A 26,126-nucleotide genomic window follows, 5' to 3' on the forward strand; every position below is an offset into this window, starting at 1 on the left:
AACGGGCTTCAGCCCGTTCTATTATTATTAACCAATCCATCGGCTTTAGCCGGAAACTTATAGAGAGTAACTTTATTCTTTAATAAATTTTTCATAATAGATCTTATCCTTTGCCTGAATCTTCAGATAATACGTTCCTTTTGAAAAATCTGCCACATTCATGGATTTTTGATTACTATTTTTTCTGATGAGCCTTCCCAGATTATCATAAACTTCCAATGTTTTAATCTCATTTTTTGAGGTAATATTCAAAACATTTTTAACAGGATTAGGGAAAATACTGAATTTTTCTTTTTTCAAAGCCTCAGAAGTATCCAAAACAGAACTGTAAAGACTACCGAAATTCAGGATACCATATCCTATCTGGTCTGTATGATTAGGATATAGGGAAGCTGTTTGCCGTAGTTTCAATCTGATCTGATCCCTGTTCATCGAAGGAAAGGCCTGAATGAAACAAGCTACGCCTCCTGCTGCAATAGGAGTAGCAATAGAGGTCCCGTTTACAGTGAGGGTAGATCCGTCATATACAGTGGTGGTAGCAGTACCTTGTGTGCTTCCGTCAGGTTTTATCACTCCAAGGGAATTAGGACCATATGAAGAAAAATCTGATGAGATTCCGGCAGTATCTACCGATCCGATACTAAATACTTTTTCATGATCTGAAGGGGTCAGCAGATAATGCCAGGGTTGCTGCCCGGAATTTCCGGATGCTGCAAGAACGAATATTCCTTTTTCTGCTGCAATTCCGGCTGCCCGTGCAATAAAAGAGGTGCTTCCGTTCATATCAGCATAAGTGTAATTGTATTGAGGGTCGTCAAAAACATTGTAGCCCAGTGATGTAGTAATAATTTCTACCCCTTTTCTGTCAGCTTCTTCAGCAGCTTCAATCCAGTACATTTCCTCTTCAGGAACTTCTACTGCCGCGTTTTCACTCCGGTAAAGATAAAAATCAGCATCGGGGGCGGAACCTACAAATATATTTTCCAGATATCCTCCTATAGTTCCCAATACCACAGTACCATGTGAACTTAAAGATGGGTTATAGATATCATTGGTTTTGGTGACAAAATCATAACCGGCTTTAATCTGGTTATTAGTCCACAATCTGGAAAATGCACTGCCAGTATTTACCGTTGGAAAACCTGCATCAATAACAGCAATGGAAACTCCGGTTCCGGTATATCCTGCCACATGAAGGGGACGTATATTCACCTGGTCAATCTGGGCTGTACCAGATCCGTAATTGAAGGTTGTGAGTGTTTTCTGAGTGGTTGAATGATCTTTCCATTTATCAACCGGCTTAATTGTGCCTCCTGTTGATCCGTTTCTGGCAAAACTTTCGACAGATTGCACGAAAGGCTGGGCCTGCAGAAGAGAAACCTGTGCAGGAGTTGCCTGTACAGCCGCACCATTAAGCCACTTTGAATAATCTGTGACAGTAAAGCCAAGATTCTGAAGGTTTTGCAGATATGATTGTTCAATGGGAGCATCCTGATCATTGAGCGGAATTCCCAATGTGGTGCGTCTGTTGAGAGACTTTTGTGTCAGTTCTGAAAGTGGATTGGCATAAAATGCCGACTTATTGGGCTTATCCGTAAAGTATACAAAAACAAGCCTTGTTTGAGCCGGAATATGAAGATAACCGGTTAAGAAACAAAAAAGTAAAAATTTTTTCATAGGAATATTTTGTATAAAGATAAAAACAAAACCAATAAAATTTTTGATAGGATTTTAAATTCCTTATTTTTACACAAATATTTATTTTATGAAAAAAATTCAGATGGTTGACTTGCAAAGTCAGTATTACAAAATAAAGAATGATGTAGACAATGCAGTTTTAAATGTAATGGATTCGGCAGCTTTTATTAACGGCCCTGAAGTAAAGTCTTTCCAGAATGAATTGGAGTCTTATTTAGACGTAAAGCATGTAATTCCATGTGCCAATGGAACCGATGCATTACAGATCGCTTTAATGGCTTTAGACCTGAAAGAAGGAGATGAAGTAATTACTGCTGATTTTACTTTTGCAGCAACAGTGGAGGTTATTCATCTGCTTAAACTAAAATCTGTTTTAGTAGATGTTGACTATGATACATTTACCATTTCAACAGATCAGATCAGAAAAGCAATTACCCCGAAAACAAAAGCAATTATCCCTGTACATATATTCGGGCAATGTGCCAATATGGAAGAAATATTGAAAATTGCTGAAGAACACAACCTATACGTTATAGAAGATAATGCACAGGCAATAGGAGCAGAATACACGTTCTCCGATGGAACAGTAAAATATGCAGGGACAATGTCTACGGTAGGTACCACTTCTTTCTTTCCTTCAAAAAATTTAGGATGCTATGGTGATGGCGGAGCTATCTTTACCAATAATGACGAATTGGCCCACCGCCTGAGAGGAATTGTAAATCATGGAATGTATGAAAGATATTATCATGATGAGGTAGGAGTGAACTCTCGTTTGGATAGTATCCAGGCTGCTGTTTTAAGAAAAAAACTCCCACACCTGGATTCTTATAACGAAGCAAGAAGGAAAGCCGCAGATTATTATGATGAAGCATTTGCCAATCATCCTCATATTCTTACCCCTGTAAGATCTGAAAGCTCCACCCATGTATTCCACCAGTATACCTTAAGAATTCTTAACGGTAAACGAAATGAACTGCAAAAATTCCTTGCTGAAAAAGAAATTCCGGCAATGATTTATTACCCTGTAGCATTAAGAAAACAAAAAGCATATTTTCAGGAAAGTAATGATGCCGATTTTGTGAATACAGATAAGCTCCTGGATCAGGTTATCTCTTTACCAATGCATACTGAGCTGGATGAAGAGCAGTTGAAATATATTACAGACGCGGTACTTGAGTTTATGAAGTAGAAAGTATTTATATATAAGCTAGTTGATCATTTAATAGAGATTGCCGGTTTAAAATTTTACTTTATAAAATCAGTATTAATTCGGATTATTTAGTAATTTCGACATATTATTTATAATGAAAAATAAGTGGAATTAATAAATGATATAGAAAAACACAAAGATTAAAAAATAAAAATGGCAATACTTGTTACAGGAGGACTTGGATATATTGGTTCCCACACGGTAGTGGAACTTATCAATAATGGTTTTGAGGTCATTATCGTAGATGATTTATCCAATTCAGAAAGATTTATTTTAAATAATATAGAGGAAATTACAGGCAAAAAGCCTGTTTTTTATCCTTTTGACTTAAAAAGAAAAGAACTTCTTACCCAGGTTTTTGATGCCCACCATATTGATGGTTGTATCAATTTTGCAGCTTCCAAAGCAGTGGGGGAGAGCCAGGTGATCCCTGTAGATTATTATGAGAATAACTTATTTTCATTAATAAATATTCTTCAGGAATTTAAAATAAGAGGAATTTCAAACTTTATTTTCAGCTCATCCTGTACTGTGTACGGGCAGGCTGATAAGATGCCAATCGATGAGAATACCCCTTTGAAAATGCCCGAAAGTGTTTATGGTAAAACAAAACAAATGGGAGAGGAAATCCTTATTGATTTTGCAAAAGCATATAACCGGAAAATAACGTTGCTAAGGTATTTTAATCCTATTGGGGCCCATCCGTCTGCAAAACTCGGAGAATTACCCATCGGGGTTCCGAATAATCTGGTGCCTTACGTTACGCAAACGGCAGCCGGAGTTCGTGAAAAACTAAGTATCTGGGGAGATGATTATCCAACAGAAGATGGAACGGCTGTTCGTGATTATATTTATGTTGTTGATCTTGCAAAAGCGCATGTGGCAGCGTTAAAAAAGTTAATGGAAGATCAATCAGCGGAAACAGTAATAGATATTTATAACCTTGGAACAGGAAAAGGATCATCAGTTTTAGAAGTTGTAAAAGCTTTTGAAAGCGCCAATGGGGTAAATGTTCCTTATCAGATCTGTGATAGAAGGGAAGGCGATATTACCATTGCATATGCCAATCCAGCCAAGGCAGAACAGGAACTGGGATGGAAGTCTGAAACGTCTTTGGAAGAAGCTTTAAGGACAACCTGGGAATGGCAGAAATACCTGAACACCAGAAACTCATAAAATTATTTTATCATGGCCTGGAATCCTGAAATATACGACCAGTTCAAGGAAGAACGATCAGCCCCGTTTTTTGACTTGCTTAAGCTTGTAGAATCAAAAACCAATCTGTCGGTTATTGATCTGGGTTGTGGGACAGGAGAACTGACTTCCAAACTTTTGGATTACCTGGAGGATTCTAAAGTTTTGGGAATAGACTCCTCTGAGGAAATGCTGGAAAAAGCAGCTCATTTTGCAACAAACAGGTTGCATTTTGAAAAAAGAAGCATCGAGGAACAGCTTCACCTTGCTGATACTTATGATTTGGTGATCTCCAATGCGGCTATACAGTGGTGTAGCCACCATAAAGAGCTTTTTCCGAGAATTATCAGTAAAATTAAAGCCGGCGGACAATTGGCCGTACAGATTCCTTCCAATCATGAATATGTAGTGCATCAGCTGCTTAGAAAAGTAGCAGAAGCTGAGCCTTATAAAACAGCTTATAACTCCTGGAAAAGAGAATATACGGTTTTGAAAATAGAGGACTATGCCCAAATTTTATTTGATAATAAAGGGAAAGAAATCATTGTTTTTGAAAAAGTATTTCCTCATGTACTCAGGGATGCAGAAGCCGTCTTTACCTGGGCTTCCGGAACGGCCATGATTCCTTATATTGAAAGGCTTCCGGATGAACTGAAAGAACAATTTAAAAACGATTATAAAAAAGAATTGCAAAACACCTTTCCTGAATCACCGGTCTTTTATCCGTTTAAAAGAACGTTTATTTCAGCGAAATTTTAATTTTAGAAATTAATATGAAGACACAAAGAATAGGTATTACATTTTCCTCATTTGATTTATTACATGCAGGACATATTAAAATGCTTGAAGAAGCTAAAACAGTATGCGATTATTTAATCGTAGGGCTTCAGATTGACCCATCCCATGACCGTCCAGGCAAAAATAAACCCAGCCAGACGATTGTAGAACGATATATCCAGTTAAAAGCTGTGAATGCAGTAGACGAGATCGTTCCTTATTATACTGAGGAAGACCTTTTGGATATTCTGAAATCCTTTGTAATCGATGTAAGAATCATTGGAGACGATTATCTGGATAAAGACTTTACAGGCAAACAATATTGCGAAGAAAAAGGAATTGAAATTTTTTATAACAAAAGAGATCACAGATTCTCAACAAGTGATTTGAGAAGACGGATTTATGAAGCAGAAAAAGAAAAAATTGCCAAAAAAGAACCTGTAAAATAAAATAAAAATCCCGAAAAATTACTTTCGGGATTTTTTATCGATTACATTGGGCCGCCCTGCTCGTCGTCGCCTGTTGTATTTGAATTAATATCTTTCTTTACTTTTGGTTTAATGTCAACCTTCTCACCCTGCTTAAACCTATAGGTAAATGATAAAGCAAACTGTCTTGGCTGCCACTGCATTTCCATTTCCCTGGTAAACTGGGCATTATCTGTGAAGTTTCTCATTTTTCTCGTATTGAAAATATCTCTGATGTTAAATCCAATAATTCCGTTTCCTTTCCAGATCGTCTGGCTCACTCCCAAATCTATACCATACATGGCTTTTCTGTTATTCATTGCGGTTTTCTCAGCAGCCCTGTAAAAACTCTGGATTTGGACACTCAATGTTTTGGTTGGCTTAAAGGTATTGTTGAAACGTATTCTATAAGAGAATCCCGAACCTGAGAAGTCATTTAAAGTCCTCGGATTATCAGGGTATAAGTTATAGCTTCCCGTATTTTTATATCCGTATAAATCTGCTGAAAGCATTATTTTCCACCAGTTGAAAGGATCATAAGTACCATTAAGATCCAAACCATAGTTGGTTTCAGTACCTACGTTGAAAGGAATTGTATTAACAGCTCCTGTTTCATCTATATATTGATATCTGTTTTGCTCGTCTTCAGACTTTTTAAAATATAAGGTCGGATTAAAAGTAATCTTTTTATTAGACAAATTATATCCAAGCTCGAAAGAGTTCTCGTATGTTGGATTCAGATTAGGATTTCCCCTGAAATAGTTTCTGTCATCATCAAAAGACATAAAAGGAATTAAAGAGAATGCTCTTGGCCGGTTAATCCTTCTTGAATAATTTAATAAGATCTGATTGTTCTTCGCAATATCATAGCTTAAAAAGACAGAAGGGAAGAACTTTGTATAATTTTTATTTACTTCAGGGGTATTGGCGGGATTTCCTTCTTTGTCAAAATTCTGGAAGTTGACATCAATTTTGGAATATTCACTTCTCAATCCCAGCTGATAGGCAAATTTTTCTCCTATTTTACTTTTGAACTGAGCATAAATTCCAAGGATGTTCTCGGAATATACGGTGTTACTTGTAAAATCAAATCTTGTAGTTGGAGTCTGTCCGTTTTCACTTTGGTCCACAAAATAATTATAGGAATTTTTGTTATAATCATACCTTGCTCCGGCTTCTAATTTAGATTTTTCACCTATCGGGAGCTCATAATCAAGTTTTCCGATGAAGGTATCCGTCTTAGAATCTGTACTTACATTATTGACGATATTCCCTTTAGGCTGTAGAACATTTTCAATAAAAGTTTTTTGTACAATCTGATTGATCCCGTCGGATTTATTTGTCTGATAGCTGGCAGATGCAGATAAAAGCTGTCCTTTATCCCCGATTTTCTGGTCAAATCCCAAGTCGAACTGAGTCGCTAGGTTTTTATTATTTCCATAGCTGTTCCTTTCTCTAAGTACATTGCTAAGAGAAGAAGGGAGAGGATAGACTTTTTCATTATAAGTATTAAGTCCGGTCTGATCAGTATCAAAGCTTCTCACCATTCCGGAGAAGTTAATAGAGGTCTTATCATTGAAGTCATGGGTAAAACCTGCCGTCACGTTATAGGTGTCACTTTCTCTTTTAGTTTTCCCATTTTGTTGTGAATACTGGGTAAAAGGAAATGAGTCGGAAGGCAAGGCACTAATGTCGTCTTTTCTTGTGGTTGTATTCTTCATTGTGCTTTCATTCTTCTGATAGCCACCACCACCATTCAGGAACCAGGTCCAGTTACCTTTTCTCCAGTTTAAATTGGCATTCAGGTTGGTACGCGGAAGATAACCCAATGTTCCCGTTACCGTTCCGTTAAAGCCCATTTTTTTATCTTTTTTAAGGATGATATTCAGAATACCGGCAGTTCCGCTGGCTTCAAATTTAGAAGAAGGATTGGTAATCACCTCAATTCTTTCAATCTGATCAGCAGGAATACTCTGGAGCGCATTAGCTCCGTCATCGATGCCAAGAAGGGAAGACGGTTTACCGTTGATTAAAAATTTAACATTGGAATTTCCTCTCATAGAAACTGTCCCGTCTGTATCTACCGACACCGAAGGAACATTCGAAAGGACATCCTGAAGGTTTCCTCCCTTGCTGACGATATCCTGTGAAGGATCATAGGTTTTTTTGTCCAATTCAACCTTATAAGCCTTAGGAGCAGCCGCAGTAATTACGATTCCCTGGATTTCCTGTGTTTTTCCGTCCAATGTCGTAGCAGCTTCAGGTTCTATGGATAATGCCCCGATATTTCCGCTTCCGGTAATGTTTTTACTGGTGGTACTTTTTTTATAATCAATAGCTTCTACTGTAATGTCATAATCTCCGGGAGCAAGCTGCAGTTTGTATTGTCCTTTTTCATCAGTCAGAACAGCATCGCTTAAGGATTTGTTCGCTTTATTACTGAATGTTACAGAAGCATAAGGAACAGGCTGGTTTTTCTTGTTGACAATCATCCCTGAAATCCCTGCTTTTTCCTGTGCAAAAGCCATTGCTGCTGCCGAAAGTACTAAGGTAAGCCCTAACGTTTTTTTGGTGAAAATGCTGACAATTTCTGTCTTGTTCATAGGTTATTTTTTTGTATAAAATCGTGAAAAGATAGCCTTGTTATTTTGATACTTCATAAACCACTGACTATCAAAATAATAAGGTTCGTTTTTTATGTTTAAATTCTAATTGTTTGCTAAGCCTATTTTATATTTTTTGAATTAAGCCAATCCTGATAGGCTTTTGCATTTACAGCATGTTCTTCAGCACTTGCCGTAAACTTATGATATCCAAATCTTGCAGGATCAGCACACATAAATATATAATTATTGTTTTCCGCATTTAACACAGCGTCTACTGAATTTTTATCCACTACACAGATAGGTCCCGGAGGAATACCCGCATTAGCATAGGTGTTGTAAGGGGATGGGGTAGACAGGTGCTTATATAATACCCTTTTAATAGGTTCCTTAAAATTAGTCTGTTTATTGATGGCATAGATTACCGTAGGGTCAGACTGAAGCTTCATACCCTTTCTGTAACGGTTTAAGTATAATCCTGCTATCGTTTTCATTTCATCTTTTTTTCCGCCCGACTCTTTATAAACAATAGAAGCAAGGGCATAGATCTGGTCTCTTGTCAGACCGGACTGTTGTTCCTTGTTTTGTCTTTCACTGGTCCAGAAATCATTATACTGATCATCAAACTTTTTGAAAAATTCTCTTGGGCTTACTGTCCAGAAAAAATTATAAGTATCAATGAAAAAATACTTTTTTAAATCCTCTGCGTTTTTATAGCCTTTCTCCTGGGCAATACCGTTTAGATCATTAACAAAATGTAAAGAATCCAATTCTGTTTTTTTGGTAACCTTACCAATCATCTGATACATATCTCCAAAATCACCGATCCTGAAGGAATTGGCCGTTTGGTTACCTGCTTTAATCATATTGACAAGGTCTGTATTTCCGGTTCCGTTTTCAATATGATAACGCCCCGGCTTAAAATTGGCCGCAAGCTTCTTATCTTTGGCTACCGTTTCAAATGATTCCCTGTCTTTGATATACGGGCTGATAGAATCCATAATCTGCCCGAAGCCTGCTTTATGAGGGATCAGTACATAACCTTCCTTTTCTACGTTGTTCCCGTAATATGTATTATAAAATCTCAAACCAAAAAATCCTGCGACTACAAAAGCCAGCAGAATAATAATGAGAATAGTTTTTTTCATTCCTATACTTATTGATTAAAAGTTATGTTTTTAGAGGAGGTCTATCTTACCTCTAAAAACCTGCTTTGCGGGGCCTTCAAGCCATATGTTATGAAAAGAATCTCCATTCCTTTCAGCGTATACCTTAAGGTTGCCTCCCAAAGTTTTAACTTTTACAGAGGTTAGATTGTCTTTTTGCAGAAAAGTTAAAGCGGAAGCTGTAACTCCGGTTCCACAGCTGTAAGTTTCGTCTTCAACGCCTCGTTCATAGGTTCTTACAAAAATCTCATCATCAGATTTTTTTTCTACAAAGTTGACATTGATTCCTTTTTCTTTATAATTTTCTGAATTTCTGATCCCGTATCCTTCAGCAAATACCTTATAATTTTCAAGATTTTCAACATACTTTACATAATGAGGAGAGCCGGTATTAAGAACAAAATCGTTTCCATCATGGGAAATGGTATTTACATCAATCATTTTTAATTTAATGATGCCGTTATGAATTTCAGCTTCATGTTCTCCGTCTATAGCAATGAATTTACATTTATCTTCAAAAATGTCCAGGAAAAAACCGAAGGCTACAAGGCAGCGGCCTCCATTTCCGCACATGGTACTTTCCCCGCCATCAGAGTTGTAGTACACCATTTTAAAATCATAATCAGGATCATTTTCCAATAAGATAAGCCCATCAGCTCCAATCCCGAAGCGTCTGTCACATAATTTTCCGATAATATTCCTGTCCTTGGGAAACTGAAGATCACGGTTATCTATCATTACAAAATCATTCCCGGTTCCCTGATATTTATAAAAATCCATATTTTCTTGTATAATCTAAAATGAAGAAACAAAATTACTATATTTAAAATGAAAAACGAACAGTGTTAGCTGTTCGTTTCCTTATTTATAATCGTTTTATCTAAAACCACCACTATTGGATCTTGTCGTATTATTTGAGTTACCTGATCCGCTGTTTTGAGTACCGGAAGATCCGCCCCTGAACCCGCTGCCACTTGAAGATTCAGATCTGTAGCTGCTGTTGCTTTCCGTATTTCTGAATCCGCCACTATTGGTGTTTGAGTTTCTTTGTGGGGTCTGATAACCACTGCCGTTTCTGAATCCACCGCTGTTCTGGGAATTCTGATTACCCTGGTTTCCCTGGTTTCCGCTATTCTGGTTTCTAAAACCTCCGCTATTATTTCTGTTGCTATTATTATTTCTGTTATAATATCCGTTATTATTGTTGTTATAATAGCCACTACCGCTGCCAGACTGACCTCTGAATCCACTGTTTTGTCTTGAATCAGATCTTCTTTCTACATACACCTTCCTTCTGGAGTTATTGTAATTGTAGTAGTAATAAGGAACGCCGTTATCATAATAATAATTGATATTGTTTCTATAATAATAGCCGTCATTGCCCCAATATCCACCGTTTCCGTAATATCCGGAAGGTGCGTAATAATATCCGTTATTATAATACGGATCTCCATAATAACCACCATTACTTCCGTATCCGTCTGAATAGGCCAGACAAGAGGTAAGGGTGCTGATAGCAAAGATACTTACTGCTATTTTTAAAAAATTTTTCATGACTTTATTGTACTTTTTTTTCTTTTAAACTTTTTTTCCAATTAAGGTATCCTAAGATAGCCATTATAGTGAATACCAAATATTGAACCGAAGTGATTCCAAGGCCCTTAAAAATCATCATAGGAATGCAAATCAGATCTCCGATAATCCAGAAAATCCAGTTCTCAATGCGCTGTTTGGCCATAAACCACATTCCTACTAAAAATATTGAAGTTGTAAAAATATCCATCCAATTGGCCCAGTCGAGATGATATAAACCGAGATAGTTACTCTCCAGATTATCGATATAAGGTTTGCAATAATAAATAAAAGTGACAAATGCCAGGCTCAGTATAAACAGGAGGCCTGCATAGATCCATTCTTTTTTGGTCGCCCATGTCACCTCTACATGAATGTGATCTTTGGAATTTTTAGACCAGAGAATCCATCCGTAAACACTCATGACTGTATAATAAACATTGATGAGGCAGTCACCCAGCAATCCAAAATTGAAAAGAATATATACATAGATCAAAGTAGAAATAATGCCGGTAGGGTATACCCATATATTTTTTTTGATGGAAAAGTAAACGCTCAGGGTTCCAAATAAAGCTCCGGAAGCTTCCAGTATGATCTGCGCGGCAGTGTAGCTTTCATACGGCTTTATAAAAAGATCATATACATTCATGCGGCCAAAAATAAACAAAAATTAATACTTGCTGAAATACTTTAAATGATGTGTTGGTCAGGTTTTTAATTTTTTTTATTAAAATAATTGATGAAAATTTGCCGATAAACGTTAGAGTTCCTAAATTTTTTATATTTTCGTGAATCCTTAATAAATAAAAAAACATGTCTAAAATTTGGGTTAAGAAACCACTAAGTGCCTATGAGGCAGATATGAAGAAAAGTGAGCTGAAAAAGGTCCTTGGAAAATGGAGTTTAACAGCTATCGGAGTAGGGGCTATCATTGGTGGTGGAATCTTTGTGCTTACCGGAACCGGAGCCTATTATCACGCCGGGCCGGCGCTGGCAATCTCTTTCATTATAGCAGGTATTGCCTGTGTTTTTGCTGCTTTGTGTTATGCGGAATTTGCTTCCATTATTCCTGTTGAAGGTTCAGCTTATGCGTATGCATACGGAACAGTAGGAGAGATTTTTGCCTGGGCAATGGGCTGGTGTCTCATTTTAGAGTATGCCATGGCGAGTATGGCGGTTTCCGTGAGCTGGTCAGGATATTTTACCAAATTTTTGAAAATATTCGGGGTTCATTTGCCTGCCTATCTTACTTCCGACCCTGCCAGTTATACAGGAGAAGGATTTTCAATGAACCTGCCGGCATTTATTCTTGTTTTATTGATTACCGCATTATTGGTTAAAGGTACAAAAGAAGCTGCAGGCGCGAATAACCTTATTGTATTATTAAAAACCACAGCGGTTATTTTTGTAATTTTTGCAGGGGTTTATATTATTTTTTCCAATACGGATCTTTATAACGCTGTTGACGGAGTTAAAAACTGGAAACCTTTCATTCCTGATCAGATAAAGATTAAAAACTCCGAAGGAGATATGGTCTCGGCCTACGGTATCCAGGGGATTATTTCCGGTGCTGCTGCTATTTTCTTTGCCTATATTGGCTTTGATGCTGTTTCCACACAGGCGGGAGAAGCGATTAATCCTAAAAAAGATGTCCCTTTTGCCATTATTGCTTCGTTGTTAATCTGTACCGCTTTATATATCTGTGTATCTCTTGTCCTGACAGGGATGATGCATTATACAGACTTTAATCCGGAAGGAAGGTATCCGGATGCGATAAAAGCACCTGTAGCCTATGCTTTTGAAATTGCCGGAAAACACTGGGCAAGTAATATTGTAACAATTGCCGCTACTGTAGGTTTGATCTCTGTAGTAATGGTAATGATGATGGGACAATCCAGAATCTTTATCGGAATGGCAAAAGACGGATTAATTCCCAGATTCTTTGGTGAACTTCACCCGAAAACAAGAACTCCTTACAAAGGAATTATTTTACTTGGAATAGTAGTTGCCCTGATTGCTGCTCTGACGCCAATCTCAACGCTTGCAGATATGACGAGCTTTGGAACCCTGTTCGCGTTTACATTGGTTTGTATTGCCGTTTGGGTAATGAGAAAAAAAGAACCTAATCTTATCAGACCTTTCAAGGTGCCTGCTTATCAAATTGTAGTTGGTTTAGGGGTGATCATCAATTTATACCTGATCTATAACCTGAGTGACCATGCAAAAGAGCTTTCCGCAGGATGGTTATTGCTTGGAGGAATTGTATACTTCCTTTATGGTAGAAAAAACAGTAAACTTAATAATCCTGAAAAATATAAGGATATAGATTAATATTGATATAAACCGCTCCGGCGGTTTTTTTTGTACATAAACATCATATACTATGAAAAAATTTTTTTCCATTGTGTTCCTATCCGTTGGAGTGATCATATTTTCTCAACAGATAGAAGGCTTTGAAAACATTCTGACCGATAAGATCAGCATCAGAGCCCTTGAGGTTGATGAGCATAAAGTCTGGTACAGTGGAACAGGTTCCAAGTTTGGCTTTGTTGATTTGAAAAATCCCGAAAATCAGAAACAGGTAGAATTAGACGCCGGAAAACTTGAATTCAGAACCCTGGGGAAGGATAAAAGTGCTTTTTATGCCATTAATATCGTAAGTCTGGCCCGTTTCTTTAAAATTGACAAGAAGGATTTAAAATCGCAGGTTATTTTTACAGATACAGCAAAAACAGCTTTCTATGACGCCTTACATTTCGTAAATGATAAACTGGCTTATGCTTTCAGCGATGCAGATAAAGACAATGTCCTGAAACTGGCGGTATATAAAAACGGGAAATGGGGTATGTTCAGGAGTAATCTGATGTTACATCCGGGAGAAGCTGCTTTTGCGGCAAGCAATACTAATATTGCTTCCTCCGGAAATTATTTGTGGATAGCAACGGGAGGAAAGGCATCGAGGATTCTGAGAATGAATTTAAAAAATGAGAAGTTTGAAACTTTTACTACTCCGTTTATCCAGGGAGAACCTTCCCAGGGAATGTATTCTATAGACTTCTATGGAGATCATTTTGGTGTTGCTGTAGGAGGGGATTATACCAGGCAGGAGGCTAACATCAACAATATAGCAACCACAACGGATGGTGGTAAAACCTGGCAGATACAGGCGTCAGGTCAAAATGCAGGTTATATGACCTGCGTGAAAATCAGGCCCGGATCCAAAGGTAAAGAAATGGTCGCAGTAGGAGATCAGAATATTAGCTATTCCTCAGATTTTGGTAAAACATGGAAGAAGATTTCTGATGAAAAAGGGTTGTTTGTCTGCCAATGGATAGATGGAAATACCGTCGTTTTTGCCGGAAATGGCAGGATAGTAAAAGCCAGATTAAAATTGTAAATATAAGATATAGAATTTATCATTATTCCCCGAAGATATTGATCATACGTATTTAGACTCATTATAAAATAGAACCTAATATAATTCATAGGTTAAAATTCGTAAGTAATGGTTAATTTTGCAGAATGAATTTTAATTATGTTAAATTCTACCTTATAAATTTTATTTTTCAATGAACTCTTTAATAGATAAATATAATATTCCCGGACCCCGTTACACTTCTTATCCTACCGTTCCATATTGGGATGAGACAACATTCACTCCTGAAAAATGGAAAGAAAGTGTGATCAGGTCATTCCGTGAAACCAATTCAGGGGAGGGAATTTCTATTTATATCCATTTACCTTTCTGCGAGGCATTATGTACGTTTTGTGCATGCCACAAAAGAATTACAAAACAGCATAGCGTAGAAGTTCCTTATCTTGAAAGCGTATTGAAGGAATGGAAGCTTTACCTTGCTTTGTTTAATGAAAGACCCAAACTGAAAGAACTGCATTTAGGGGGTGGAACTCCTACCTTTTTTTCTCCTCAGAATTTAAGAACATTGTTGGAAGGGATTTTTGAAACGGTGGATATTGCTGAACATCCTGAATTTTCTTTTGAAGGTCACCCGAATAATACCACCAAAGAACATCTTCAGACCTTATATGATCTTGGTTTCAGAAGAGTGAGCTTTGGCGTTCAGGATTATGATCCTAAAGTTCAGAAAGCGATCAATAGGATTCAGCCTTTTGAAAATGTAAAAGCGGTAACGGAATGGGCAAAAGAAATAGGATACAGGGGAATCAGCCATGATTTGGTTTTCGGGCTTCCTCATCAGAATTGGGAAGCGATGGAACATACCATCAGAAAGACCATGGAGTTAAAGCCGGACAGGCTGGCATTTTATTCCTATGCGCATGTTCCGTGGGTGAAAGGAGTAGGACAGAGGGGGTTCGATGAAAATGATTTACCGAGTGGAGAAGAAAAACGGAGATTGTATGAAGATGGGAAGAAGCTTCTTCAGGATTTAGGATATATTGAAGTGGGAATGGATCACTTCTCCCTTGAACATGATGATTTATACCAATCTTTGATTCATAAGAAACTTCACAGAAACTTTATGGGATATACTTCCAGCAATACCCAACTGATGGTAGGCCTTGGAATGTCAGCTATTTCAGATTCATGGTATGCATTTGCCCAAAATGTAAAAACAGTAGAGGAGTACCAGAACATTGTTGAGAAAGGAGAAATTCCGGTAGTGAAAGGTCATGTTCTTAACGAAGAAGATTTAATTGTAAGAAGGCATATTCTGAATCTGATGTGTCAGCTGGAAACTACTTTTACCCATACTAATTCTTTCCCGGAATTGGAAAATGCACTTGATATGCTTGCCGAAATGGAAAACGACGGATTGGTTGAAATCAATGGTAATGAAATTAAGATTACGGAAGCAGGAAGGGCATTTACAAGGAATGTAGCCATGGTTTTTGATCTTAGAATGATGAGAAATAAACCTGAAACAAGGATATTCTCTATGACCATATAGGAAGCTATGAAGCATAGGGCTCCAGTCATATTTTTATACACGTATGCTCTTTCTTTCAGCTTTTTAAAGACAGTAAGACTGCCTAATGAATGGGCAAAAGCCCACTGGCTTGTAGATTACAGGTCCGGATTCATCAAAAGAGGCCTTGCAGGGGAAATTTTCGGATTCTTTTTTGAAAAAAGTGAATGTCAGATAGAAATAGTATCAGCGGTAATATTATTTCTTTTATACCTGGCAATAATGATTATTGCTGTGAAGCATACCTTTCAAAATTACCACATCCGTAAAGTTTTGTTGTACACGGTCTTTTTTCTGTCCCAGTATATCGTATTGTCGGCTCATTTTATAGGGTACCTGGATCAGGTGATTTTCCTGCTTACATTTTTGGCTGTGTACCTTATCAGACAGCGGTACATCACATTGGCTTCCCTATTGTGTGGGGTAAGTGTGCTTATTCATGAAATTTCATTTTTTCTGATGCTTCCCATTTGTCTTTTTGCGCTATCACTGAATGAAATTAATAATAAACCCGCTATAACATCAGACCTTATAAGGAAAGCAATATTTTTCTCGGGGGTTTCTGTAGCCATGATAATTTCGGTTTCCCTGTATCAGGAGTTTTCGGGGAAAGATAATCGTGAAATTATTTTTAATTATCTGGAAAGTTCAGGATTTATCAGCAGGCGTTTCGGTTATATTGTTTCGGATGCTTATACAGAGAGTTTCGTAACCTATTTGAAACAGGAAGGGCCGAATTTTCTGAAAAGAGTTTTTTTCTCTGCATTTACCATTAAATTCTGGATTCCCATTGCTTTTATGATGCTGATGATTTATAAATTGTTCAGAAATGTGAATGGATATATTCTGCTTTTCCTGGGAATAATAGCTTTATTTCCTCTGATATTGCACGCAATTGCTTGGGATACGTTCAGAATATGGTCGTTCCCCTTTATGATTCTTTTTCTTGGATTCTGGATTTTAGATAGTCACTTTAAAAGTGTACAGCTTCCAGGAAAACCAAGTAGCTTTGAAATTATTTTTTTCGTGTCGGCCGTAATGCTTACTGCGGTATTACTGAACGGCCTTTTTGATAATGAAACAGAAGGGTTTTCAAAACCCGAAAGATTATTGCTTCTGGTTCCTGTCTTTTCGATGGTAACATATTTAATAAAAAAGCCCGGGTAATCAATACCAGGGCTGCGGATTCTATGTAATGTATCAGCTTATTTAATAATTAACTTCTGACTGTAGGATTTCAGATCTCCTGATTTAAGATTGATAAAATACACTCCTGCCGGTATTCCGGAAATATCAATACTTTTTCCGTTTATAATTTGTTGGGTTTCTAAAACCTTCCTCCCTTCTGCATTGATGATCTCTGCTGTTATTTTAGGATCTCTGATTCCATTAATGAAGATCTCTTTGGAAGCCGGGTTAGGATATATCTTTACCGTTTCCAGGGTATTATTTTCCTGGGTCCCTAGAGTTCCTGTGGTAATTCTGAATATTTTTCCGGTATTGACAGCTGCCACATACAGCTCTTTTTGCGAGTCTTGTCCGAAGGTGGAGAAATTGCTTCCATTATAGGGAGAAGTCCATGTAATAATATTGTTGCTGTCTAATATTCCGATTTGACCGGAACAATAATCTGCAAAAAAGTATTTTCCCTGAAGAGAAGGATATTGTGTTCCTCTGTAAACGTATCCTCCGGTAACGGAGCATTTTCCACCCGAATGATCATAAACGGCAACAGGAAAGGTCATAGATGATTGTGCCGGACATCCTGTTGTATTGTAGGGAGTATTTCCTTCATAGCAACGCCAGCCGTAATTGATGCCGGATTGGTTAAGAGGCATTCTGTTAATCTCCTCAATAGCTCCCTGGCCTACATCTGCTATGATAACGTTTCCTGAAGTCAGGTCAAAAGAAAATTTCCATCCGTTTCTAAGTCCGTATGCCCAGACTTCATCAGCGCCATCAACACCTGCTCCGGCAAAAGGGTTATCCCCCGGAATATTATACGGGCCGGTAGCATCTACATCTATTCTCAGCAGTTTTCCTAAAAGTGCATTTTTATTTTGGGCATTATTATTCGGGTCTCCACTGCTTCCTCCGTCCCCTGTGATCATCCATAATTTTCCATCGGGAGCAAAATGCAGGCTTCCTCCGTTGTGATTATCAAAAGGTTTAGGAATATTGAGCAGGATTTTCTCCGAATTGGGGTCTGCTGTATCAGGATTTGATGAACTGACGGTATATCTCGCCACAACAATATTTCCTGCTGTATTGTTATAGTATACAAAAAAATATCCGTTGGTAGCATATTGCGGATGAAATGCCAATCCCAAAAGGCCTCTTTCACCTCCGTAGAGTACTTTTGAAGTAATGTTTAAAAAATCAGTGGAATTAATATTCCCATTGGGTTGAATAATTTTGATAATTCCGGTTTGCTGTACCACAAACAAACGGCTGTCATTGGCATTGGTAATCTCAACAGGACGGGTGAGCCCGGTAGCAAATTCTTCCAGATTAATGCTTTGGGCATTAAGGATTAAGGAAGAAAAAATACAGATGGTAAAAAGTAAATTTTTCATAATATTTTGATAGTTAGTGTGTTGAATGATGAATGAAAATTTTATACCAATCAAAATTTGAAAATTTCATGATCATACTATGAAAAAATTGTTAAATCTTAAATAGAAATCATACTACCAATATATCTGAAAATAAACCATTTCTGTTGTTAAAAATTCATAAAATACAAGAAAATCATTATATTTGCCGACTTAATTTAACGTAGTTATAACAAAATGCAAGGAAAAGGACTTATTACAATTGTTGCTATTGTCCTGGGGTTGATCTGCTTAAACGAGCTATTACCAACCTGGTACGCCAGCAAAATTGAATCGCAGATTGAAGCTGCGAAAGGAAACGAGAAAGAGATCAAACGAATCAAGGAAGATACTCTTAATCTTGGGTATACGAAGCTTTATTATTCTAAAGCTAAAGACAAGGAAATGAAACTTGGTCTTGACTTAAAAGGAGGGATCAACGTTCTATTGGAAATCAACCAGAGAGATTTGGTAAATGATTTAACCAATTATTCTACTAATCCTGTTCTTATTGAGGCTTTAAACAAGACTGATGAAGTTCAGAAAAACTCTACAAAATCTTACATCGACAATTTCTTTGAACAGTTCGATGCGATTAACAAAGCAAAAGGAACAAACCTGAAGCTTGCTGATCCGGAACTTTTCGGAAATACAAACCTGACCGAAATCAAGTACAATACAACTGATGAGCAGGTGAAAAGTATTGTGAAAAGAAGAATTGATCTTTCTGTAGGGACAGCTTTTGAAGTAATCAGAACAAGAATTGATAAGCTTGGAGCTATCCAGCCGAATGTTCAGAGAGTGCCTGGTACCGCAAGAATTTCTGTGGAAATGCCTGGTATGAAGGACATCGACAAAGTGAAAAAAATGCTTCAGACTTCTGCAAAACTTCAATTCTGGGAAGTACAGCAGATCCCTGAAATTGCACCTTATTTCCAGACTTTGACAACTATGGTTGCTGCAAAAGGAGATTCTATGGGGGTTGCAAAAAATGTAAACCTTATGAAACTTTTACAGCTTGAGAAATTAAGAAGTAATGGTGTTGCCAACGTAAAATTGTCTGATACAGCCGCTGTAAATAAAATTTTAAACAGCAAAGTAGCCCAGTCCTTACGTCCGGCTAACATTAAATATACCCAATTCATGTGGGGGTACAAACCTGAAGCAACAAGCCCGGATGACCTGGTATTGTATGCGATCAGAGGTAACATCAATCAAAAAGCTCCGGTAGACGGTGCTGTAGAAACTGCCAATATCAGCTACGATGAGCTTGGTAGAGTAGTGGTAGATATGCAGATGGATTCCAAAGGAGCAAAAGAATGGAAAACATTAACAGAGAAAAACGTTGGAAAACCGGTTGCTGTAACCCTGGATAACAGAGTATACACTGCACCGAATGTTGTAAATGCTATTCCTAACGGTAGAACTCAGATCTCCGGTAACTTCTCTCAGGAAGAGGCTAAAGAGCTGGTAGACGTTTTAGGTGCCGGAAAATTACCTGCAGGGGCTAAAGTAGTTCAGGCTACTCAGGTAGGTCCGTCTTTAGGACAGGAATCTATCAACGCCGGTATGATTTCATTTGCGATTGCATTCCTGATTATCATCGTGTATATCATTTTCTATTACGGAGGTGCCGGAGTGTACGCTGTAATTGCGATGGTAATAAACCTTTTCTATATTTTCGGAATTATGGATTCCGGAGACTTTACGCTTACGCTTCCTGGTATTGCAGGTATTGTACTGACAATGGCCATGGCGGTAGATACGAACGTAATCATCTATGAAAGAACGAAAGAAGAATTATTTGCAGGTAAGGGCATCTTAGAGGCATATAAAGACGGTTTCAAGCATGCATTAAGTGCAATTATTGATGGTCACTCAACTACGTTATTAACGGCTGTTGTATTATTCTTCTTCGGAACAGGACCTATCAAAGGGTTTGCTCTGACATTGATGATCGGTATTATCATGACATTGTTCACTTCCGTATTACTTTCAAGGGTAATGATCTTCAGCAGACTGAATAAAGGAAAACACCTTTCTGTCTGGACACCACCTACGAAAAACCTGTTCAGAAACACCTGGATTGATTTTATCGGAAAAAGAAAATATGCCTATATTATTTCTGCTGTATTAACTGTAATTTGTTTAGTATCTATGTTTACCCAAGGGTTCAAATATGGTATCGACTTTACAGGAGGTAGAAACTATGTAGTAAGATTCAATAAGGAAGTTAATGCTAACGATGTTGAAGAAAAACTAGTAAAACTGTTTAAGACCGAAGATGGTAAGAACTCCTCGGTAGAAGCTAAAACTTTCGGTAATGCTAAACAATTAAAAATCTCAACGGATTACCTGATTGAAGATGAATCTTTAAAAGCTGACCAGACAATTGAACAGAAACTATATGAAGGCCTGAAAGGAGATCTTCCAGCTAATATTACCTTAGCGGATTTTAAATCTGCAGATAAAGATCATGCGGGTATTATTTCTTCTGAAAAAGTAGGCCCTACAGTGGCAGACGATATCCAGACCCACGGTATTCTTGCTGTTGTGGCTGCTCTTGCGGGAATCTTTATTTATATCTTATTCAGATTTAGAAAATGGCAGTTCTCTCTGGGGGCTGTAGCAGCTCTGTTCCACGATGCGGTTATCATTTTGGGGACGTATTCATTGCTTCACAAATATATGCCGTTCAATATGGAAATCAACCAGGATTTCATTGCTGCAATCCTTACGGTATTAGGATATTCTATTAACGACACCGTGATTATCTTCGATAGAATCAGGGAGTACCTGAAAGAGAAGAAATCTTTAACGTTGGCGGGTCTGTTTGATGACTCTATTTCCAGCACGCTAGGTAGAACATTCAACACTTCATTTACAACGATTCTTGTAATCCTTGCTATTTTCATCTTCGGTGGAGATAACCTGAGAGGGTTTATGTTTGCTATGTTGATCGGTATCGGATTCGGAACTTATTCATCCATCTTTATTGCATCGGCTATCGCTTATGACTTCCTGAGAAAAGGAAAAGAAGAGGAAGTACATGGAAAAACCACTTCTAACAAAGAAGTACTTGCTTCAAAGTAATTTAGACTACAATAAATGAGTAAAAGCCTTTCGAGAGAAAGGCTTTTTTTATTGCCAGCCGGAATTCTTAGTGTTGAAAGTTCTTTCCACCCGGATATCAGTATGGAAATAGAGCCAATAGTTATCTTGATCTATATTTCCGTTTCCCCAATTTGCCCATTTCTGAGTAATTTTTTCATCCGAATAAATGTCAAAACTTAACATCAAAAGTAGACTTATTGCTAAATAAATCTAACCTTAGAGATTAAAAATAATCTGTAATTTCATTAATAAATGATTTATATGGGATTATGAATATATCGATATTTTAATTGAAAAAAATAAATGCGATTATGCAGTAAATTATTATATATTTACAAAAAACAAAACAAAAATGAAATTCGAAAAATTATTCGTGGCTGCGGCACTATGTGCTGGCAGCGTTATTACTGCGCAGACGGGAATTGGCACCCCCAACCCTGATAAAAGCTCTGCTTTAGATGTTACCGGCACCAATAAAGGTGTGTTAATCCCCAGAATTTCCGATCTCAACACAGTGGCCACCCCGGCAAATGGTCTGTTGGTATATGATCTGAAAAGGCAGGCATTAACCCAGAATATCGGGACACCCGCGAACCCCAACTGGGTTCCCATCAGTGGAAATATTGTTAAGTTCTTCTATATGCCTTCTATCAGTATTGATACTTCTACCTTAGGTACAGGCAAGACATTGGATTTATATCAATTGTATAAGACACAGTTTTCTACTCCGAAAGTTACAAGTACAGGAGCTCCTGCAGCCATTCCTTTCTTTGTGAATGCTACTGATCTCTATTATTATGTAACGGATTTTGATGGCAATGTTTTACGGAATGTAAGTATTGATGCCAATGGTATCCTGCGTTATGATGTGGTAGGGACGGCTACAGCCTGCTCGTTCGTTAATATTGTATTTGTAATCAAATAATTTTAAGTGACTGACAATCATTGCAATCATCTCTGATTAGGTAGGGATGAATATTATTCCGTGTACCATTAACCGCTTAAAATTATCAATGATGAAAACAAATTCAATATTACGCTATATTCTTATCGTGCTATGCTTTCTGGTGACAGACAAAGTGCTGTCGCAGGAAATGGTTTCCTTACCTATGGGTGGTTGTGGGAGATTATTAGATACCAATACTTCTGCCCAGTATGCTAATGCTATTACCTTTTTTCCGCCTTGTTTAAAAGTGGGAGCGGTAGCAGCTAATGCCAGCAATATGACCGATATAGATGTGAATTCATATGCTTCCCTTAAACCGGGTATCGGAGCGGGGGTATGTCCTATTTATATCAGTGTGGGAACTACCGGCACTGACTTTCCTGCCAATAAGCCTGTATATATAGATTTCTCTTCTGAAGGCTTTAACTTTAATGCCAGCTTTAATGATGCCAGCTTCAGATTCTTTAATAACGGGCAGGAAGTATACTCAACACCGGTTGGAGGACACTTTTTCTTTGATTTTGGAGATAACCAGAGCCGGAAAATTATTAAAGTAATGCCTACCGTTGCATGGGATGAAATCAGATTATCGTATTCGGACTTTGGAATTGGTTTTACATTTAATGAAATGAAAGTGTATAATATTCTGTCAGAGTATTATATAGATCCGATGACTTATTTGTCTCAACCTTCTGACAGAACGGTTCCTGTAGGTGGGTCTGCTACAATGACAGCCGTCATCAGCAATACGGATATTGATGAAACACCGGCAAATGTTACCTACCAATGGCAGATATTAAATGGCTCTGTATGGACAGATCTGGCCAATGGAAGTAATTACAGTAATGTTACTACTTCAACACTTAGTATCAGTAATATTCCTGCAGGATTTAACAATAATCAGTATAGGGTGGTGGCCAAATCCAGTTTCTATACATGTTCATTCCAGGCAAATTCCAATGTTGGTAGACTTTTTGTAAATGCAGTGAACAATCCTGGAACCATTGGAACCGATCAAACGGTTTGTCTGGATATCAATGCTGATCCAGCAGCGTTTACAGTAACTGCAGCGGCTCAGGTGACCGGAAATGCAGAATATCAATGGCAGAGTTCAGCGGATAATGTTACTTTTACCAACATTCCCAATGCTACTTCTGCAACATATGATGCCCCGGTTATAACACAGACTACTTATTACCGCCGTGGAGTAAGATCTAACCTCAATGGAAACAGTACCGCTTATCAATACAGCAATGTGGTAAAAGTTACCCTTAAAAAAAGCTGCCTCATCAAATGTATCATATCCAATCGTATGATTTATACAAAACTTAATAGTGACTAGCCTTATATATCCTAATTGAATCATAAAAAACCTGTTTCATATGAAATCAGGTTTTTTTATTTTATGGTTGCCCGATCTTTAATTTTTTACGCCTTGAGTTGTTGGAAATAATATAAAAACAAAGTGTTTTCTGATATAATTCTGCTATACAATAGTAAACTTCTTTAATACAGTGCAATTTAGAATCATTATTTTTTAAGATTTGATTAATTTTGCAGCATCATGGAAAATTCAAAGAAAAAAGCAGCCATAGGCTTTATATTTATTACATTGTTGATTGATATTACGGGTTGGGGGATTATTATACCCGTTGTTCCTAAATTAATTGAGGAACTTATTCATGCTGATATCAGTGAAGCAGCAAAATATGGAGGCTGGCTGGGATTTGCCTATGCATTTGTGCAGTTTATTTTCTCACCATTGGTAGGTAATCTGAGTGATAAGTATGGGCGAAGGCCTATTATTCTGATTTCCCTCTTCGGATTTGCAGTCGATTATATTTTCCTGGCATTGGCGCCCACGATCTGGTGGCTGTTTATCGGTAGAATTATTGCAGGAATTACAGGAGCAAGCGTAACAACCGCCAGTGCCTATATTGCGGATATTTCTACAGATGAAGACCGGGCCAAAAACTTCGGATTGATAGGAGCTGCCTTTGGCCTTGGGTTTATTATAGGGCCTGTATTGGGAGGAGTTTTGGGACACTACGGAGCAAGAGTTCCTTTCTATGCAGCTGCAGGGTTATGTTTACTTAATTTTCTGTATGGGTATTTTATCCTGCCGGAGAGTTTGGACAAAGATAAAAGGAGAGAATTTGATTGGAAACGTGCCAATCCGGTAGGCTCATTTAAATTCTTAGGTAAACATCCTGAAATCTCAGGACTTATTGTCGCTTTGATTCTGATCTATATTGCCGGACATGCTGTACAAAGCAACTGGAGTTTCTTTACGATGTATAAATTCAGCTGGACGGAAAGAATGGTAGGAATATCACTGGGAGTAGTGGGTTTATTGGTTGGCCTGGTGCAGGGAGTTTTAATCAGATGGACAACACCAAGGCTGGGCGAACAGAAAAGTATCTATTATGGCCTGGCTTTATATGCCGTAGGAATGTTTTTGTTTGCTTTTGCATCAGAAGGCTGGATGATGTTTGCATTTCTGGTACCGTATTGTTTAGGAGGAATCTGTGGACCGGCCTTGCAGTCTGTGATCACAAAAAGTGTACCTTCCAATGAACAGGGGGAACTTCAGGGAGCTTTAACCAGTCTGATGAGCGCTACTTCGATTATTGGGCCCCCGATGATGACCAATCTGTTCTACTTTTTTACCCATGACGAAGCACCATTCAAGTTTTCAGGGGCACCTTTCTTCCTTGCATTTATTTTAATGGCCATCAGTGTGGTGATTACGTATTCAGCTTTTCACAAGAAGAGAAAGATTGATGATGATATTCTCTTCAAGAAAAAATAGAAAAATTAAAGGTTAAGACAGTAGTTCTTAACCTTTTTTTGTACAAAATATTTACATAGATTGGTGAAGTTACGCTTTCTTTTAAAAGTAATTTTTTGTAATATTAATAATGGTAAACCCTAAAGTATGGATGCATTAAAACTACAACAATATCTGCAGCGGATCCATTATTCCGGTGATGCAGAAACCACTATGGAGACGTTGAAAAAGATTCATCAGCTTCATCCCAAGCACATTCCTTTTGAAAACATAGACCCTTATACGGGAACTGTTCCGTCTTTAAGCCCGGATGATATTTTTAATAAACTGATCACCACATCGCGGGGTGGATATTGCTATGAACAAAACCTGCTTTTAAGTGAAGTCTTACGGTATTTAGGTTTCAGCGTGAAACTGCAATTAGGCAGGGTAGTATGGAAACGCGATGAAAACAGTGTTGCAGCGCCAACGCATTTATTGCTCACTGTCGATCTGGAAGGAACAAGATATCTGGTGGATTGCGGATTTGGAACGGTAACCCTTACCACTCCCATACTCCTGAATGAAGAAGAAGCACAGCAGACTCCTAATGGTATTTTCAAAATTTCCCAAAATGAAAGCACTTATATCCTTTGGACGTGGAAACAGAAATGGCTTCCGGTATACCGCTTTAGGCTGGGACACGTAGAACCTGTTGATCTGGAAATTGCCAACTGGTATTTATCTACCCATCCCGAATCTAATTTTAAGAAGAACCTGGTTCTTTCAAAAGTAGATGAAAATGCCCGCTATACGTATACTGACAATATATTGAATATTCGTTCCAACGAAGGCATTAAAGAATCTGTACCGATAGAAAATGATCTGCAACTTTTTGAAATATTGGAAAATACTTTTGGATTGAAAGACAATGCTATTGAAAGGTTGAAAATGAAACCAAAAGACTAAAATCATACACAAAACACCTAAACGGTACCTGATAAAAATACTAAAGAGGCTGTCTGGACAACCTCTTTAGTATTTTGAAAACGATATTGTGAAGACA

Annotated in this window: 20 protein-coding genes; 13 read left to right on the forward strand and 7 right to left on the reverse strand. The window is 37.7% G+C overall.

Annotated elements, in window-relative coordinates:
* Positions 1-72: 72 nt before the first annotated feature.
* Positions 73-1,677 (reverse strand): S8/S53 family peptidase, encoded by a 1,605-nt coding sequence (locus tag OK18_RS15470; RefSeq protein WP_053328581.1) that lies wholly within the window; start codon positions 1,675-1,677, stop codon positions 73-75.
* An 88-nt stretch (positions 1,678-1,765) separates the two neighbouring features.
* Here OK18_RS15470 and OK18_RS15475 point away from each other — a divergent pair, with 88 nt between their 5' ends.
* From OK18_RS15475 to OK18_RS15490, 4 genes are all read left to right on the forward strand, one after another.
* Positions 1,766-2,890: a DegT/DnrJ/EryC1/StrS family aminotransferase gene (locus OK18_RS15475; protein ID WP_053328582.1), complete on the forward strand. Its 1,125-nt coding sequence runs from the start codon at positions 1,766-1,768 to the stop codon at positions 2,888-2,890.
* 174 nt (positions 2,891-3,064) lie between these two features.
* Complete coding sequence (gene galE, locus OK18_RS15480) at positions 3,065-4,087, forward strand: UDP-glucose 4-epimerase GalE (RefSeq protein ID WP_053328583.1); 1,023 nt, start codon at positions 3,065-3,067, stop codon at positions 4,085-4,087.
* A gap of 12 nt (positions 4,088-4,099) precedes the next feature.
* Positions 4,100-4,864, forward strand: a complete 765-nt coding sequence (locus tag OK18_RS15485; protein ID WP_053328584.1) for a methyltransferase domain-containing protein — start codon at positions 4,100-4,102, stop codon at positions 4,862-4,864.
* A 14-nt stretch (positions 4,865-4,878) separates the two neighbouring features.
* Positions 4,879-5,331, forward strand: a complete 453-nt coding sequence (locus OK18_RS15490) for an adenylyltransferase/cytidyltransferase family protein (protein ID WP_050021340.1) — start codon at positions 4,879-4,881, stop codon at positions 5,329-5,331.
* Positions 5,332-5,372: 41 nt separating this feature from the next.
* Here OK18_RS15490 and OK18_RS15495 read toward each other — a convergent pair whose 3' ends face one another.
* The 5 genes from OK18_RS15495 to pnuC form a co-directional block, all read right to left on the reverse strand.
* Positions 5,373-7,952 carry a TonB-dependent receptor domain-containing protein gene (locus OK18_RS15495; protein WP_053328585.1) on the reverse strand — a complete coding sequence of 860 codons (2,580 nt, stop codon included), beginning with the start codon at positions 7,950-7,952 and terminating at the stop codon, positions 5,373-5,375.
* Positions 7,953-8,074: 122 nt separating this feature from the next.
* The gene (gene mltG, locus OK18_RS15500; protein ID WP_050021338.1) at positions 8,075-9,100 is read right to left on the reverse strand and encodes an endolytic transglycosylase MltG; all 1,026 of its coding nucleotides are present in this window, start codon (positions 9,098-9,100) and stop codon (positions 8,075-8,077) included.
* A 30-nt stretch (positions 9,101-9,130) separates the two neighbouring features.
* On the reverse strand, positions 9,131-9,898 hold the full coding sequence (gene dapF, locus OK18_RS15505) for a diaminopimelate epimerase (RefSeq protein ID WP_053328586.1): 768 nt from the start codon (positions 9,896-9,898) through the stop codon (positions 9,131-9,133).
* Between the two features lie 96 nt (positions 9,899-9,994).
* The gene (locus OK18_RS15510; RefSeq protein ID WP_053328587.1) at positions 9,995-10,672 is read right to left on the reverse strand and encodes a hypothetical protein; all 678 of its coding nucleotides are present in this window, start codon (positions 10,670-10,672) and stop codon (positions 9,995-9,997) included.
* Between the two features lie 4 nt (positions 10,673-10,676).
* Positions 10,677-11,339: a nicotinamide riboside transporter PnuC gene (gene pnuC / locus OK18_RS15515; RefSeq protein ID WP_053328588.1), complete on the reverse strand. Its 663-nt coding sequence runs from the start codon at positions 11,337-11,339 to the stop codon at positions 10,677-10,679.
* 164 nt (positions 11,340-11,503) lie between these two features.
* Between pnuC and OK18_RS15525 the strand changes: the two genes are divergently transcribed.
* The 4 genes from OK18_RS15525 to OK18_RS15540 all read left to right on the forward strand — a co-directional run bounded on the left by OK18_RS15525 (position 11,504) and on the right by OK18_RS15540 (position 16,803).
* Complete coding sequence (locus OK18_RS15525; protein WP_050021335.1) at positions 11,504-13,021, forward strand: amino acid permease; 1,518 nt, start codon at positions 11,504-11,506, stop codon at positions 13,019-13,021.
* A 52-nt stretch (positions 13,022-13,073) separates the two neighbouring features.
* Entirely contained in the window at positions 13,074-14,087 is a 1,014-nt protein-coding gene (locus OK18_RS15530; protein ID WP_053328589.1) for a WD40/YVTN/BNR-like repeat-containing protein, read from the forward strand.
* Between the two features lie 172 nt (positions 14,088-14,259).
* Positions 14,260-15,618 (forward strand): oxygen-independent coproporphyrinogen III oxidase, encoded by a 1,359-nt coding sequence (gene hemN / locus OK18_RS15535; protein WP_053328590.1) that lies wholly within the window; start codon positions 14,260-14,262, stop codon positions 15,616-15,618.
* A gap of 6 nt (positions 15,619-15,624) precedes the next feature.
* Complete coding sequence (locus tag OK18_RS15540) at positions 15,625-16,803, forward strand: hypothetical protein (protein WP_053328591.1); 1,179 nt, start codon at positions 15,625-15,627, stop codon at positions 16,801-16,803.
* 38 nt (positions 16,804-16,841) lie between these two features.
* Here the strand turns inward: OK18_RS15540 and OK18_RS15545 are convergent, their stop codons facing one another.
* Positions 16,842-18,212: a PQQ-dependent sugar dehydrogenase gene (locus OK18_RS15545; protein WP_053328592.1), complete on the reverse strand. Its 1,371-nt coding sequence runs from the start codon at positions 18,210-18,212 to the stop codon at positions 16,842-16,844.
* Between the two features lie 216 nt (positions 18,213-18,428).
* On the opposite strand from OK18_RS15545, the gene OK18_RS15550 reads away from it, so the two are divergent.
* The 5 genes from OK18_RS15550 to OK18_RS15570 all read left to right on the forward strand — a co-directional run bounded on the left by OK18_RS15550 (position 18,429) and on the right by OK18_RS15570 (position 26,029).
* Entirely contained in the window at positions 18,429-21,323 is a 2,895-nt protein-coding gene (locus OK18_RS15550; protein ID WP_053328593.1) for a protein translocase subunit SecDF, read from the forward strand.
* 373 nt (positions 21,324-21,696) lie between these two features.
* Positions 21,697-22,269 (forward strand): hypothetical protein, encoded by a 573-nt coding sequence (locus OK18_RS15555; protein WP_050021331.1) that lies wholly within the window; start codon positions 21,697-21,699, stop codon positions 22,267-22,269.
* 88 nt (positions 22,270-22,357) lie between these two features.
* The gene (locus tag OK18_RS15560; RefSeq protein WP_128572392.1) at positions 22,358-23,632 is read left to right on the forward strand and encodes a hypothetical protein; all 1,275 of its coding nucleotides are present in this window, start codon (positions 22,358-22,360) and stop codon (positions 23,630-23,632) included.
* Between the two features lie 222 nt (positions 23,633-23,854).
* Positions 23,855-25,102, forward strand: coding sequence for a TCR/Tet family MFS transporter (locus OK18_RS15565; protein WP_050021329.1), 1,248 nt, complete (start codon positions 23,855-23,857; stop codon positions 25,100-25,102).
* 126 nt (positions 25,103-25,228) lie between these two features.
* Positions 25,229-26,029: an arylamine N-acetyltransferase family protein gene (locus tag OK18_RS15570; protein WP_053328594.1), complete on the forward strand. Its 801-nt coding sequence runs from the start codon at positions 25,229-25,231 to the stop codon at positions 26,027-26,029.
* Positions 26,030-26,126: the final 97 nt, after the last annotated feature.

Origin of the sequence: Chryseobacterium gallinarum, from assembly GCF_001021975.1 — a bacterium.
GTDB classification, from domain to species: domain Bacteria; phylum Bacteroidota; class Bacteroidia; order Flavobacteriales; family Weeksellaceae; genus Chryseobacterium; species Chryseobacterium gallinarum.

What these genes read in the sequence shown, in the direction of transcription:
- OK18_RS15555 (WP_050021331.1), top strand. Translation starts at nt 21,697, where the DNA reads ATGAAATTCGAAAAATTATTCGTGGCTGCGGCACTATGTGCTGGCAGC.
- OK18_RS15550 (WP_053328593.1), top strand. Translation starts at nt 18,429, where the DNA reads ATGCAAGGAAAAGGACTTATTACAATTGTTGCTATTGTCCTGGGGTTG.
- OK18_RS15485 (WP_053328584.1), top strand. Translation starts at nt 4,100, where the DNA reads ATGGCCTGGAATCCTGAAATATACGACCAGTTCAAGGAAGAACGATCA.
- OK18_RS15545 (WP_053328592.1), bottom strand. Translation starts at nt 18,212, where the DNA reads ATGAAAAATTTACTTTTTACCATCTGTATTTTTTCTTCCTTAATCCTT.
- mltG (WP_050021338.1), bottom strand. Translation starts at nt 9,100, where the DNA reads ATGAAAAAAACTATTCTCATTATTATTCTGCTGGCTTTTGTAGTCGCA.
- pnuC (WP_053328588.1), bottom strand. Translation starts at nt 11,339, where the DNA reads ATGAATGTATATGATCTTTTTATAAAGCCGTATGAAAGCTACACTGCC.
- OK18_RS15475 (WP_053328582.1), top strand. Translation starts at nt 1,766, where the DNA reads ATGAAAAAAATTCAGATGGTTGACTTGCAAAGTCAGTATTACAAAATA.
- dapF (WP_053328586.1), bottom strand. Translation starts at nt 9,898, where the DNA reads ATGGATTTTTATAAATATCAGGGAACCGGGAATGATTTTGTAATGATA.
- OK18_RS15565 (WP_050021329.1), top strand. Translation starts at nt 23,855, where the DNA reads ATGGAAAATTCAAAGAAAAAAGCAGCCATAGGCTTTATATTTATTACA.
- OK18_RS15540 (WP_053328591.1), top strand. Translation starts at nt 15,625, where the DNA reads ATGAAGCATAGGGCTCCAGTCATATTTTTATACACGTATGCTCTTTCT.
- OK18_RS15510 (WP_053328587.1), bottom strand. Translation starts at nt 10,672, where the DNA reads ATGAAAAATTTTTTAAAAATAGCAGTAAGTATCTTTGCTATCAGCACC.
- OK18_RS15570 (WP_053328594.1), top strand. Translation starts at nt 25,229, where the DNA reads ATGGATGCATTAAAACTACAACAATATCTGCAGCGGATCCATTATTCC.
- OK18_RS15470 (WP_053328581.1), bottom strand. Translation starts at nt 1,677, where the DNA reads ATGAAAAAATTTTTACTTTTTTGTTTCTTAACCGGTTATCTTCATATT.
- galE (WP_053328583.1), top strand. Translation starts at nt 3,065, where the DNA reads ATGGCAATACTTGTTACAGGAGGACTTGGATATATTGGTTCCCACACG.
- OK18_RS15495 (WP_053328585.1), bottom strand. Translation starts at nt 7,952, where the DNA reads ATGAACAAGACAGAAATTGTCAGCATTTTCACCAAAAAAACGTTAGGG.
- OK18_RS15530 (WP_053328589.1), top strand. Translation starts at nt 13,074, where the DNA reads ATGAAAAAATTTTTTTCCATTGTGTTCCTATCCGTTGGAGTGATCATA.
- OK18_RS15560 (WP_128572392.1), top strand. Translation starts at nt 22,358, where the DNA reads ATGATGAAAACAAATTCAATATTACGCTATATTCTTATCGTGCTATGC.
- hemN (WP_053328590.1), top strand. Translation starts at nt 14,260, where the DNA reads ATGAACTCTTTAATAGATAAATATAATATTCCCGGACCCCGTTACACT.
- OK18_RS15490 (WP_050021340.1), top strand. Translation starts at nt 4,879, where the DNA reads ATGAAGACACAAAGAATAGGTATTACATTTTCCTCATTTGATTTATTA.
- OK18_RS15525 (WP_050021335.1), top strand. Translation starts at nt 11,504, where the DNA reads ATGTCTAAAATTTGGGTTAAGAAACCACTAAGTGCCTATGAGGCAGAT.